At 45.2% G+C, this 13,216-nt stretch carries 9 protein-coding genes and 1 pseudogene; 1 reads left to right on the top strand and 9 read right to left on the bottom strand.

Features of this window, described 5'->3' with window-relative positions; translation table 11 throughout:
• Positions 1–216 precede the first annotated feature (216 nt).
• The 8 genes and pseudogenes from RMY31_RS25075 to RMY31_RS25040 all read right to left on the bottom strand — a co-directional run bounded on the left by RMY31_RS25075 (position 217) and on the right by RMY31_RS25040 (position 11,980).
• A complete protein-coding gene (locus tag RMY31_RS25075; RefSeq protein WP_322666191.1) occupies positions 217–1,803 on the bottom strand; it encodes a B12-binding domain-containing radical SAM protein in 1,587 nt (528 codons plus the stop codon).
• A gap of 181 nt (positions 1,804–1,984) precedes the next feature.
• Positions 1,985–3,991, bottom strand: a complete 2,007-nt coding sequence (locus RMY31_RS25070) for an ATP-binding protein (protein WP_322666189.1) — start codon at positions 3,989–3,991, stop codon at positions 1,985–1,987.
• A gap of 76 nt (positions 3,992–4,067) precedes the next feature.
• On the bottom strand, positions 4,068–4,520 hold the full coding sequence (locus tag RMY31_RS25065) for a response regulator (protein WP_322666187.1): 453 nt from the start codon (positions 4,518–4,520) through the stop codon (positions 4,068–4,070).
• Positions 4,517–7,432, bottom strand: a complete 2,916-nt coding sequence (locus RMY31_RS25060) for a PAS domain S-box protein (RefSeq protein WP_322666185.1) — start codon at positions 7,430–7,432, stop codon at positions 4,517–4,519. The genes RMY31_RS25065 and RMY31_RS25060 overlap by 4 nt, the downstream gene beginning before the upstream one ends.
• A gap of 276 nt (positions 7,433–7,708) precedes the next feature.
• Positions 7,709–10,201, bottom strand: coding sequence for a response regulator (locus tag RMY31_RS25055; protein WP_322666183.1), 2,493 nt, complete (start codon positions 10,199–10,201; stop codon positions 7,709–7,711).
• Between the two features lie 90 nt (positions 10,202–10,291).
• Positions 10,292–11,395 carry an NAD(P)-dependent oxidoreductase gene (locus RMY31_RS25050; RefSeq protein WP_322666181.1) on the bottom strand — a complete coding sequence of 368 codons (1,104 nt, stop codon included), beginning with the start codon at positions 11,393–11,395 and terminating at the stop codon, positions 10,292–10,294.
• 159 nt (positions 11,396–11,554) lie between these two features.
• Positions 11,555–11,647, bottom strand: a pseudogene (locus RMY31_RS25045) (hypothetical protein); the annotation flags it as partial.
• Between the two features lie 135 nt (positions 11,648–11,782).
• Positions 11,783–11,980, bottom strand: coding sequence for a type II toxin-antitoxin system HicB family antitoxin (locus tag RMY31_RS25040; protein ID WP_322666193.1), 198 nt, complete (start codon positions 11,978–11,980; stop codon positions 11,783–11,785).
• Between the two features lie 37 nt (positions 11,981–12,017).
• Here RMY31_RS25040 and RMY31_RS25035 point away from each other — a divergent pair, with 37 nt between their 5' ends.
• The gene (locus RMY31_RS25035) at positions 12,018–12,149 is read left to right on the top strand and encodes a hypothetical protein (protein ID WP_322666178.1); all 132 of its coding nucleotides are present in this window, start codon (positions 12,018–12,020) and stop codon (positions 12,147–12,149) included.
• Here the strand turns inward: RMY31_RS25035 and hemE are convergent, their stop codons facing one another.
• Complete coding sequence (gene hemE, locus RMY31_RS25030; RefSeq protein WP_322666176.1) at positions 12,150–13,202, bottom strand: uroporphyrinogen decarboxylase; 1,053 nt, start codon at positions 13,200–13,202, stop codon at positions 12,150–12,152. It lies immediately after the preceding gene.
• Between the last annotated feature and the right edge of the window lie 14 nt (positions 13,203–13,216).

Here is a 13,216-nt window from a genome sequence, read left to right as displayed (position 1 = left end):
TACGCAGTTTTGCTCCAACTACAACAAAAATGGTTGATACAGTAATCTCAGTTGCACTCAACTTAATGAATCCTCAAGATTTAAAAAATTGGTTTACTAATTGCTGTTACTGTACCTCATAACACCGGGAACTGCTGTATCAATCAAAATAAGGATAGGAATAGGTGACAGTAGTTATTAGTTTTTCCCTATCACCTAAATCCCTTATCAATATGCTTAACTAACTACTGCCTCTGCTTTTGTCTCCACAGGCACGTATGGTTTTTCAACACCTTGTGCTAAATATTCAGCTAGCTGACTTTCAATTTGGTCGCGCACAATTTGGCGATACTCTAGAAAATGTTCGTTGTGGGCGCAGGCAGAAAGGTAATGCTCGGCAACTCCTGGGTTATGCTTGATGATGCTGAATAAGTGATGCCAGAATTTCCAGCGGGTTTCTCGTTTGATTCCTTGTCGCCAAATCACAATCAGCAGCGCTTTAATCACCACCCACTCTGGCATTTTGAATGGTGCTTTCCAACGTGGCGCACCCATCATCAAAAAACAGCGGTAAGTGCGATCTAAATACTTCACTGGGTCGTATAAAGCACAAAATGCCTCAATATATTCTCTAGCAATATCTTCTAGTGGGCGAGTAGCGATAAAGTTCATCAACGTTGTTTGGTTGATATTACCATCTTGATTTTCCCGCAATCTTCCTTCTTTTTGGAGGCGATGCCACAATGCTGTGTTTGGTAAGGCTTGCAACATGGCGAAGGTTGTAGAAGGAATTGCTGCTTGTTCAGCAAAACGGACAATGCGATCGCCTGCACCTAGTTTTTCGCCATCAAAGCCAATAATAAATCCAGCCATCGGGCGTAACCCAGCTTTGATGATGGATTGCACTGCGTCAGTTAGGGAATTGCGGGTATTTTGAAACTTCTTGGTTAGTTGTAAGCTATCTTCATCAGGGGTTTCAATGCCTAAAAATACCGCAGCGAAACCAGACTCAACCATCAACTCTAGCAATTCTGGGTCTTGTGCCAAATCAACAGAAGCCTCAGTATCAAAACGGAAAGGATATTGATGTTCTGCCATCCAAACTTTTAACTCTTTTAGCAACAATTTGACATTGCGTTTGTTGCCGATAAAGTTGTCATCCACCATAAACACACCACGTCGCCAACCCAACTCATAGAGATAATCTAACTCTGCTAACAGTTGTGCTGGGGTTTTGGTGCGGGGTTTGCGACCGTAAAGTACAATAATGTCGCAAAATTCGCACTGAAAGGGACATCCACGTGAAAATTGTACTGACATCATGTCATAGGCATCAAGTTCTAGTAAATCAAAGCGGGGAATAGGTGTACTTGTCACATCTGGTTTTTCTGTGGCGCGGAAAGTACCAGAAGTTTCTCCCCGTTGAACTGCCTCAATAAACATAGGCAGAGTAATTTCCCCTTCATCTAAAATCAGAAAATCTGCGCCCACATTTTCAACTTCGTGGGGTGTAGAGGTAGGGTAGGGACCACCCACTGCAACTAACTTACCGCGTTGCTTTGCTTCTTTAATTTGGTCTAATAAATCTTGTTTCTGGACAATCATTGCGGAGAAGATGACTATATCCGCCCATGCCCACTCTTCTTCTGTGGCTGGACGAATGTTGCGATCGACCAGCTTGAATTCCCATTCTTGGGGCAAAATCGCCGCCACCGTCACCAAACCCAAAGGTGGTAACAAAACCTTGCGATCGACCAATTCCAAAATTTTTTCGTATGACCAAAAGGTTTTAGGAAATATCGGATACACCAGCAAGATTCGCATTTAGTATCAATCCTCACACTTTGATTGTGATCTCACTCTAACGGAAATTAAGAGTTATTGACTTTTAGTTGTTAGTTGTCAGTTGTTAGCTTTCAGGAGGGAATAGGCAACAGGCAAGAGTATTTCTTACCCTACCTTCACCGACTCTCTAATGGCTTGATGTGTTTCATTTTTTTGAGTTCTACTTTATAAATTCTGGTAGTTCAATCCAAAAGCGACTACCCCGACCGACTTCTGACTCCATGCCTACCTGACCGCCCATGCGTTCAATGCCTTTACGGACGATCGCTAGTCCAATTCCTGTACCTGGGTAGGCTTCAATGCTGTGCAGACGTTCAAAAACACCAAAAATTCGCTCGTAATGCTGGGATTGGATGCCAATGCCATTGTCTTCTACCCACAATCGTACACTGCGTTCGCGTAGCGCGCCGGAGGCATCGCGGCGTTCACTCCAGACGTGGACTTGGGGTTGGACTCCAGCAGGAACGAACTTGATGCTATTAGTCAAGAGATTTGTGACAATCTGCTCGACAGTACGATAGTTGCCTACAACCTCAAGCAGGGGTTCTGCGACTGTGACTTGAGCTTGCTTTTCTTCCAGGGATGGCTCTAGTTGCGTCAGCACCTGCCTCACAAGTAAGTTGAGGTTAATTGGCTGCAACGGCAAATCAACGCGACTCAAACGGCTGTAGGCTAACAAGTCCACAAGTAGATTGTCCATGCGATCTACACTACTGGCAATGCGATAGAGTAAATCTTGCCCCACTGAATTCAAGGCGGTATCGTATTCTTCTAACAAAATAGTGGCGAATCCCCGCATCGCGCGCAGCGGTTCTTGTAAGTCGTGAGAAATAGAGTAGGCAAAGGCTTCTAAAGCACTGTTGGCTTCTTCGAGCTGTTGGGTGCGGTTGCTCACCAATTCTTCGAGTTGTTCGGTGTAGCGGTGCAATTCTTCACGCATTCGAGATTGCTGGATGGCGATCGCTAGCTGATTCGCCACTTCGTAGGCATTATCCGTATCTTCGTCAGTTAACGATCTTGGTTGAATTGCTCCCACATTCAAAGAGCCAATTAGCTGCCCTTGAGCAATCACAGGCACATTCATAATGAAGTGAATGCCTTGGTCAAACAATCGTTGTTGGAGACGATACAGTCTGGGATGTTCAGCTAGGTTTTCAATAATCAGTGCTTGGTTTTGTTGTAAAGTCTCAATATCGCCAAAGTCTTGCAATGAAAAACTTTCACCAATACTGCAACCAATCCCCTCATTAGACTGAACTGCCAGCACAGTGGCTTGTTGAGTTTCCAAATTAAATAACATCACATCCAGTAATTGACAGGGAAGTAACGGATAGGTAAAGGCAAGCGCTGCTTGAGCAATTCCAGCTGGTGAGATTGCTCGCAGAATTGAGCGATCTAACTCTTGTAGAGTTCGCAATCTTGTAGCGTAGCGTTTTAGCGATTCTTCTGCACGTTTGCGCCCGGTGATGTCTTCTACCAGCCCATCAATGACCGACTCTCCCTGATTCGTATTCAGAGTTTCATTCACTGAAACCCAAATCGAACTGCCATCAGGTTTGCGTAACTTTAATTCCCGTTCTCGTCTTTGTTGTGGTGTAATATCTCCTGCTTTGGAAAAAATTTCACTAAAGCCACCAATAGACTGAAGTTCATCTAGAGAATTAAGTCCTAAAACCCTAAGAAACACGCTGTTGACTTCGAGTAGTCGTCCGTCGGGAATTACGCGAAACACACCGACATTTAATTGGTCGAGTAGGGATTGCAGGCGATTCTCGTAAAAGTTGGCTCTACGCCGAGTTTCATTACGTTCTAAGACAGACCTCACCGTTGTTGACAGCCGAACGAGGTGCTTGGGTGACTTGAGGATGTAATCATCGAGTCCGCTTTTCATGGCTTCGACGGCAATTTCCTGAGTGCCTGTATTTGTAAACATAATTACGGGACGCTCAGGGAAGCGTTGCTTGAGGGTACGTAATATCTCCAAACCGTTAGTCCAGCGGAGTTGGTAGTCGGTGATCGTTAGGTCAAAGCGACCTGCTGCCAGTGCTTGCTCAAACTCCTCTGGTTCACCTACTTCTTCTACCTCCACATCAGAGAACTCCCGACGCATCTCTCGAGTAACCATGAAGCGGTCATTTTTATCGTCATCAATAATCAAAATGTGCATAGGGAGACAAAATCGATACTTGACAGCTTTAGATGCGGGGTAAAGTTCTAGGAAATGCGTAGTCTAGATTAGTTCGTTAGTCGGTATAAACCATCGGCCTCTGGTTCAAATTAATCCAGTAAGCATCAAGTAAGGTTAACATTGCAGTCAAGTCACTAAATGCGATCGGTTTGACCAAGTAGGAATTGACACCCAAATCATAAGCTTTGTGAATGTCGTTGATTTCTTGAGAAGTTGTTAGCACCACGACTGGCAAGCGTCTGAGTTCAGGTTGTTGCTTCAGCCACTCCAACACTTCAAACCCAGATTTTCGGGGCATTTTGAGGTCTAACAAAACTAATGTTGGCATGGGATAGGACTCCCGGTTAGCATAATCTCCTTCACCACAGAGGTAAGAAATAGCGGCTTCCCCGTTGCTGACAACCTGGAGCGGTTTTGTCAGATTAGCTTTGCGTAGGGCACGACGAATTAGCAAGACTTGGTTTGAGTCGTCCTCTGCCAGCAAAATGATCTGTTGGTCTGTGTTCATGTTTTCATAGTCGCTGTTCGTAGTTCAATCCAAAAGCGGCTGCCTTGCCCTATTACTGACTCTACACCGACCTGTCCCCCCATGCGCTCAACTCCTTTGCGGACAATTGCCAAGCCAATCCCGGAACCAGGATAACTCTCTTCACCGTGCAATCTTTCAAACACGTTGAAAATTCGCTCTTGATGCTCAGGTGCAATGCCGATGCCATTATCTTCGACCCAGAGACGAATTCTTGGGAGTACTGAGTGCTGAGTCAGAAGTTCTCCCCCTGCTTCCCCTGCCCCCCCTGCTCTTCCCACTTCTGCCCATACACGGACTTGGGGTTGCTTGTTGGTGGGGACAAATTTGATGGCATTACTGAGCAGGTTAACCAACACTTGTATTAGGGTTGTGCGATGACCTATGACTTCGGGAAGTGGTTGTTCTATAGTTATCTGAGCCTGTCGCGATCGCAATGTCTCTAGTTGACTTGTGGCTTCTGTAACGATCTCTGTCAGGTTCAGTATACGCAGTTTCATTTCCGCTCGACTCAAGCGCGAGTAGTTGAGCAAATCTTGAATCAGCCCATCCATGCGTTCGGCGGAGGCAATAATCCGCTCAATATATTCTTGACCATCGCTATCTAACAGGTCGCTGTAGTCCTCTTGTAGTGCTTGAGCTAAGCCTTGCATCGATCGCAGCGGCGCGCGTAAGTCGTGGGAGACAGAATAACCAAAGGCTTCGAGTTCATTGTTGGCTTCCACCAAAGCGGCTGTACGTTCGGTAACTCTTTGCTCTAGTTGGTTGGCATAGTTTTGCAGTTGTTCTCGCAATCGGGATTGCTGGATGGCGATCGCTAATTGCGTGGCAATTTCACTGGCGATCGCTTGGTCTTCGGGGCTAAAAGCAGCTGGTCTGTTGGCAAATAAAGTCAAGTCTCCAATCAAATTGTCTTCGACCAACAACGCTACGGCCAGAAAACTCCGTGAGCCTTCTTGTAGCTGACGCTCTAGGGCTGGTGTGCGACTGCTCAAGGAGGCTATATCTTCTATATATAAAGTAGGCTCTCGCTGCTTCACAGTCTCCAATGGTGTCAGCGCGGTAATCGGTACAACTGACTTGGCAAAATTTAGCGCAATTTGCCCTGCCAAAATCTGTGCTTCACCTGTATTGAAGTTAAATAAAATCACAGCGGCGTGCTGGCAGGTAATCACACTGGTCAAACGCTCTAAGGCTGCTTGGGCGATTTGTTCTGGCGACTCTGCCCTTAAGATGGCACGGTCGATCGCTTGTAATGTTTCCAAACGCTGATTCGAGCGGAATAAGGCTGCTTCAGCTCGCTTTCGCTCTGTGATGTCTCGCGCTATACCAATTAGCCCGATGATGTTACCTCTGGCATCGCGGTAGGGGTCTTTGGTAGACAGGTATGTATGTAGGCTACCCGCCTCCCTCACCAGTTCTTCTACAACTTCTGCCCTACCTCTAGTCATAATGCGGCGATCGGTTTCTCTAATCGCAGCAGCAATGTCTATCGGCAGTAGCTGAGTATCGTCTTTGCCAACAATCTGGTCTTTGGCGTTGCCGAAAATTCGTGCCGCAGCTGTATTAAGCAGTTGGTAGCGTCCCTGGCGGTCTTTGACAAATACAGCATCGTTTGTACCTTCTAGGACACTTTGCAACAGATTATAACTTTCTTGTAATGCTTGGGTTGATTCGCTGCGGTCAATTGCTTCAGCCAGGATATTGGCAACACCCTGCAAGAAATTGATGTCATTTTGGCTAAAGGTTCGCTGACGGCTGGTGTGGGCACCCAAAACCCCCCAAGGAGGGTTATGTCCGTTGATAATGACGCTGATGCCACCGATCGCACCGTGATTGAACAGCAGTGAAGAACCACGGAAACGCGTTTCTTTGTTAATGTCTGTAACTACAACTGGCTGATTAAAAAGTAAGGTATAGCCCGCTTGGGAATTAGTACCTGTACTAACTGTGGCACGACCTACTAACTCAGGCTGCCATCCTATCCCTGCCCGTAGCAGTAATATATCCCGCTGTGGTAGCAACTCTAAGATTTTGCAGTATTCCATGTTTAGAGTTTGAGCTACCAAAGTTACGGTTTCATCCATCAGCGCTGTGAGGTTGATACCGGAAAGTGCCAATTGCCCTAACTGAGCGATCGCTTTTTGTTGACGCGCCCGCACCCGCAGTTCTTCTTCTGCCTGTTTGTGTGCCGTCATTTCACGCAGCACTTTCGAGAAGCCAAGCAGGCTTCCCTGTTTGTCTCGGATAGCTGTTAGCAGCACACTTGCCCAAAATTGCGAGCCGTCTTTGCGGACTCGCCAACCTTCCTCGGCAAACTTTCCTTGAGATGCGGCTATTTGCAGCGAGTGGGCGGGATGACCTCGCTCTAAGTCGCTGGCTATGTAGAAGCAGGAGAAATGCTCACCTAAAATTTCTTTGGCTGTGTAACCTTCAATGCGTTCCGCCCCAGTATTCCAAGTAACAATTCGCCCCTGTAGGTCAAGTCTATAAATAGCATAATCCTGCACTGCCTCTACCATTTCACGGTAGCGATTTTCGCTTTCTTGCAGCTTTGATTCTGCTCGTTTTCTAGCAGCATTCAACTCGCTGGTTAGTAGAGATATACTAACAAATAACCCCAAACGGATTGTGCCGTCCAACGTCATCACAGACAATGAATAGATTGGCGGCAAAAAGAAATAAGCAATAGCCAAGCTACACAAGAAAGTAGCTAGCGCACCTGAGCCGCGATCGCCATACCATGAACTCAACACCACCGCCGTAAAAAACATTGAGAAGGTAACGCTCTCGAGCAGTGGTGAGATGAGTAGAGAAAATAATAGTGCTATGGCGCTGGCAAGTACAGCAATACTGTAGTTTCTTAACTGCCAGGAGCTATTTGCATTATGCATAAGTCATCGTCCTGGTAATATTAAAGATTTACTACATCTGGCACTATTTATTTTACTTATAACGATTATCGTTTGGATACAACGCGCGGTATGAAATGGCAGTTTAGTGAGTATTAATACTTAAGATATATATTAGTGAAATTGAAGTTGTTGTCATCACACTTAAAGTATACTTATCAACAGTACAACATTAGTCCTCAGCATCACAACATTGGTCACCAACATTCAATTTTTCGTTTTGATGATTTCAAAATCCAGATATCATCCCCTTTCCCTTCACCCTTCCCCCTTCCCCCTGCTTTTTTGCACTATGTTAGTAATCGTTGCTACTAACTGGGCTGGATCTATAGGTTTGGCAATATGGGCTTGAAAACCGACTGAAAGGGCTTGCTGTCCGTCTCCTTCACTAGCATAAGCTGTGAGGGCGATCGCGGGAATTCGTCCTCCTTGCTCTGGACTGAGTGACCTGATCTGCCTTAGCAGCATATAACCATCCATTTCTGGCATACCGATATCACTCACGAGGAAATCTGGTTTTAATTGAGCTATGGCTGCTAGTGTCTCTGTTGCTGATGACAATGCTCTGACGGTGGCTCCATACTGTTCCAAGATGAAAGTAACTAACTCCAAAGAATCAGGATCGTCGTCTACAACTAGAATTTGTAGACCAGCAAAAACTGAAGCATTGGCAGTTGTTGCCTCACTTTCTTTACTACTTACCTGGAGTTCGCTAAGTATCATAGGTAAATTGATAATGAAGGTGGCTCCCTGTCCTTCTCCAAAGCTTTCTGCTAAGACAGTTCCACCATGCATTTCTACTAGATAACGCACAATTGCCAGTCCCAGCCCCAAACCACCAAATTTTCTTGTGGTTGCACTATCGGCTTGACGGAAGGTGTCAAATACGTAGGGAAGAAAATCTGGGCTGATACCCTTGCCTGTGTCTTTTACTAAAATTTGAGCCTGAGAATCATCTTGCTCCAAATAAATTTCAACTTGCCCGCCTTCCGGAGTAAACTTAATCGCGTTGGATAGCAAATTCCAGACGACTTGCTGCAAGCGCCCCGCATCTCCAAACACTTGACAAACCACAGAATCGAGTTCGGAGTGAATTTGAATCGATTTAGCTTCCGCCGATAGCCGCACCGTTTCCATGGCGGCTCTAATAATAGTTGCTAAATCAACTGGGCAAACATTCAGGTTTAGCTTACCTCGCAAGATGCGGGAGATGTCCAGCAAATCTTCAATGAGTTTCGTCTGTAACTGAGCGTTACGTTCGATAGTTTCGAGGGCAAAAGCGGTCTTTTTTTCATCCAGCTTTTTGCTACGCAAAAGTTTTGCCCAACCCAAGATGGGATTGAGGGGCGTTCTGATTTCGTGAGACAACACAGCTAGAAACTCATCTTTAATGCGGTTGGCATCTAAAGATTGCTGGTAAAGCTGAGCGTTATCAATTGCAGTAGCTGCCCGTTGAGCCAGTGCTTGAGCCATAGCCAAATTGGTCATACTATAGCTATGGTTCGGTTGAGTTGTCAGCCAAGTAATTGCCCCTAGCTTGCGATCGCGGGCTACTAGCGGCACGATGATATAAGATTGAACCTCGATCTGGCGCATCAGCCGCCCTAGTTCCGCATCTTGACTCATTAATGGTAAAAACGCATTTGGCACATCGTTAACTAACTCTGGCTCCAAAGTTTGTAGCACTTTGCGTACACCAAAATCAACATCAGTTGAGGCAAAATAACGCCGTCTGAGTAAAAGTACCAGCGCTTCTATGTCCGGGGTAGCGGCAGCAACAACTGGTTCCTCAAATACTGTTAAATTAGTCTCGACAATATCAATAAAACAGCAATCAGCTAACGTGGGAACGACTAAGTTAGCTAACTTGGCTAGAGTCGTGCGGTAATCGAGCGAAGATACCAGCAGTCGACTAGCTTCAGACAGTAAGCTGTAGTTTTGCTTTTCAGCTTCAGCTTCCATGCGGGCAACTTGTTCGCGGCTGAGGAGTTGCTCTCGCTCTAATTCCACTTGTTTGCGATCGCTGATATCTTCGATTAAGCCATCAATGATGGTGATGCCATCGGTTTTGGTGAAGGTTTTACTGACACGCACCCAAATTAAACTACCATCTGCTCGTCGTAGTTGCATCTCGCGATCGCGCACTTCACCATTTTCTCGCAGTTGGTTAATAAGTTGAGCGTAGTCTTCTGGCTGAAAATAAAGCTCAATGAGCCTACTTGCTGGCCCCTCTGGCAATGTTCCCAGCCCAAGTAGACGCAGAAATGCTGGGTTGGACTCTAGTAAAGAACCATCTATGGTTGCCCGATAAATCCCTACATTTAATCGGTTGAGTAGTGTTTGAAAACGAACTTCTAAATTTACTGCTTTTTGGCGAGCTACAGCTCGTTCTAAAGCAGAGCGAACAGCGGCACTCAAGCGCACGTAGTGCTGAGGTGACTTGACGACATAGTCATCCAACCCCGACTTCATTGCCTCTACTGCAACCTCTTGAGTACCACTGTTGGTAAACATAATCACCGGGCAGTCAGGACAACGAGCTTTAATTGCCCGTAGAACTTCTAAACCATTACTCCAGCGCAATTGATAATCAGTGATAACTAAGTCAAATTGCCCCCTCTCTAATGCCTGAGCTAATTCGTCTGCGATGGCAACCTGTTCTACTTTCAGGTCGGCAAACTCTCGCTTCAGTTGACGCACTGCGATGAGGCGATCGTTGGGATTATCATCAATCAGGAGAATCCGTAACATTTGGCTATCAGTCTGATTGCATTAATATCATATAGCCATTAAGTACAGTTGACTCGAAAGAGGCAGGAGGCAGGAGGCAGAAGGCAGAAGTTATTCTTCTTGTCCCCGCGTCCTCGCGTCCTCCGATTTTTGCTCAACGGGGGGAACCCCCCGAAGTTGCTCCACTTGGGCAAAGCCCAAGACCGCACTTCTCTTTGCACGCAACTTCTCTTTGCGTCCCCGCGTCCCCGCGTCCCCATTTCCCACCCTTTCAATACCGCTAATTTTCAAAACATCACTCATGGTGACGCAATAATTTGGTAAGCCAAAACTAGCAGGGTTGATAACTTTTTCGTAAGTAAAATGCCGATAGTTCATGCAGAACCTATCCCAAGCAGCCATTTGAATGCGGAAGACGGCAATAATTAAATTAGCCAAGGCTAAAGATAAAGGAATGCGAAAATAAAACTTTTTGCCAAGATAAGCACAAACTTCTTCTACTGCTTGATTGGCAGTTAATTCCTTTTGACCTAAAACAAAGGAGCGTGGAGCATTCTCTTTAGGGGGATGATCGATCAAATATTGCACTACAGTGGCAATATCTCGTCCGTGGATAAAGTGAAAACTCCCGTCTACTTGCAAAAAGCGAATTAAATTAATATATTTTGTGACTTCTGGAATCCCGGATGTTAAATGAGAATAAGGTTTTTTGGCATCACCACCCAAAACTAAAGTCGGAAAAACAGTTGTAATTTTGGATGATATTGCTAATTTCGATTTTTGATGTAAACAGTCATATTTGGAACGAATGTAATCTGTACCAATTTCTCCTGCTTCTTTTAATGGTTGATTATCTCGCCCCAAAACACTAGCTGTAGAAAAATAGATTACTTGTTCGCAGCGTTGAGGATCTAGCAGCTTGAGTAATTCTATAGTCTTGTTTACATTAATATCGAATGTCTTTTCCCCACCCCAAGCTGTTGCTGTGAGAACTGCCGTATCAATTGTGGGCAATAAATCAGCCAATCCGCTAATTTTTTGCATATCACCCTGCAAGACGGTGATACCTGGACGTGCTTGAGTGTTAACTTGCAGTTTATTTGGGTTTCTAACTAGTAGAAATAATTCGTGATTTGTATTTTGAATTAAAGCTTCTGATATATAGTGACCAATACAGCCACTCGCCCCGGTGACTAAAATCCGTTTCTGACTCATAGTTCAGTGTTTTAAAAGATAAGATTAAAAAAAAAGTTAAATGTTCCGCAAACAAATTCTTTGTATTCTGGGAAGCATTACGTTAAAAGTGAGCAGCAAAAAATAAGATTAAAATGAAGCGCAAAGACCCTGCAATCTTCTTTAATGCGTTGTTAAACTTCATCGCAAATCCAACATTTCCTCAACTGTCAAACCAATATCACTCGCTATTTGTCGTAGCAATTTTGGTGATATGTCTCGACCTTTGTTAAATGGAACCGTTGTACCTCGTCCATCTTCATGACGAAATTGTTTATGTGAACCTTTCTAACGTACCTCTACAAATTCCAGATCCTCAAGAATCCGAACAACCTCCTGGGGTTTGAGGACAGGAATGTTGCTCATAACTTATGGAATTATAATTTGCTGTGTACCAACGAATTCAGTATCAAAAGCTAGATTTCCATCTTCTAGCAACATCTCAATTACTTCACGTAGATTCTCATGTAACTCATCTAAAGTTTCCCCCTGAGAATGTGCCCCTGGAAAACCAGGAACGTAGCCGAAATATAGATTTGTATCAGAGTCGCGTTCGACTGATCGCAGTAAAAGTTCTCATAAAAATATTGACTGTAAATAATATATGAGTACAGTCAATAGTCAGTTGCCATTACTACTGACCCTTATGGGTGACGCTCCTGCGTCGCTAACGCCAGTCGCTCATGGGGGGAACCCCCAAGACCGCGCTGGCTCACAACTGACAACTGACAACTGACTAAACAAGTGCATTAAGTTGCTTGGCTGTCTCAAAGAAGAAAGCGACATTTTCTTCTGGAGTTTCTGGTAGCACACCATGACCAAGATTGAGAATATGACCCCAATTTCCAGCTTTGCGAACTGTATCAAGGATGCGATCGCGGATAAACTGTTTGGAACCAAATAGCACACCTGGGTCGAGATTTCCCTGCACTTTCACATGCTTACCTAATCTTGCTCGTGCGTCTGCCATATCCACTGCCCAATCGACAGTGACAATATCCGCACCAGATTTAGCCATTCTCTCTAACACCCCTGCGCTACCGCTAACCAGCAAAATTAAAGGTGTGTCGGGATGAGTTTGCTTGACTTGCTGGAACACCCGTTGCTGATAGGGGAGAGCAAAGGTGTCATAATCTTGGGGACTCAATTGCCCTGCCCAAGAATCGAACATTTGCACAACTTGGGCACCACAATCAATTTGATAGCGCACATAAACGGCAATCTCGTCTGCCAATTTAGCTAGCAGTTGATGTAACGTTGTTGGCTCGGAAAATGCCATATTTTTGATGATGGAGTAGGTTTTGGAACCTTTGCCCTCCACCGCATAAGCAGCTAATGTCCACGGCGCACCTACAAAGCCTAACACCGTCGATTTGTTGCCCACTTCTTGGCGCAATGCCTGCAAAATTGTTTTGATGAATGGTAGAGACGCTTCTGGATCTAAGGAACGCAGGTTATCAACTTGTTCTTGAGTGCGAATGGGCGAGTGAATAATTGGGCCTTTACCTTCCGCAATGTCCATGTCAATGCCTAAACCAGGCAATGGGGTTACAATGTCGGAAAATAAAATCACTCCGTCTGGCTGGAATGCTCTCCACGGTTGCAGGGAGACTTCAATTGCTACTTCGGGAATTTCTGAGCGATCGCGGAATGAAGGATATTTTTCCCTTAAATCTCGATATGCTTTCATATATCGTCCCGCTTGTCGCATCATCCATACGGGTGGACGATCTACTACTTCACCACGAGCAGCCCGCAAAAGAAGAGGAGCCGTTAACGTAACACCCATTTAACACGTCATCC

Origin of the sequence: Dendronalium sp. ChiSLP03b, from assembly GCF_034531165.2 — a bacterium.
Lineage (GTDB): Bacteria > Cyanobacteriota > Cyanobacteriia > Cyanobacteriales > Nostocaceae > Dendronalium > Dendronalium minutum.
The sequence above is the reverse complement of the archived record's forward strand: the minus strand, read 5'-3'. Positions and strand labels throughout refer to the sequence as shown.

Bases quoted from the DNA above. Each gene is read 5' to 3' on its own strand.
- RMY31_RS25035 (WP_322666178.1), top strand. From the start codon at position 12,018: ATGAGTACAGTCAATAGTCAGTTGCCATTACTACTGACCCTTATGGGT.
- RMY31_RS25070 (WP_322666189.1), bottom strand. From the start codon at position 3,991: ATGCACATTTTGATTATTGATGACGATAAAAATGACCGCTTCATGGTT.
- RMY31_RS25075 (WP_322666191.1), bottom strand. From the start codon at position 1,803: ATGCGAATCTTGCTGGTGTATCCGATATTTCCTAAAACCTTTTGGTCA.
- RMY31_RS25050 (WP_322666181.1), bottom strand. From the start codon at position 11,395: ATGAGTCAGAAACGGATTTTAGTCACCGGGGCGAGTGGCTGTATTGGT.
- RMY31_RS25055 (WP_322666183.1), bottom strand. From the start codon at position 10,201: ATGTTACGGATTCTCCTGATTGATGATAATCCCAACGATCGCCTCATC.
- RMY31_RS25060 (WP_322666185.1), bottom strand. From the start codon at position 7,432: ATGCATAATGCAAATAGCTCCTGGCAGTTAAGAAACTACAGTATTGCT.
- hemE (WP_322666176.1), bottom strand. From the start codon at position 13,202: ATGGGTGTTACGTTAACGGCTCCTCTTCTTTTGCGGGCTGCTCGTGGT.
- RMY31_RS25065 (WP_322666187.1), bottom strand. From the start codon at position 4,520: ATGAACACAGACCAACAGATCATTTTGCTGGCAGAGGACGACTCAAAC.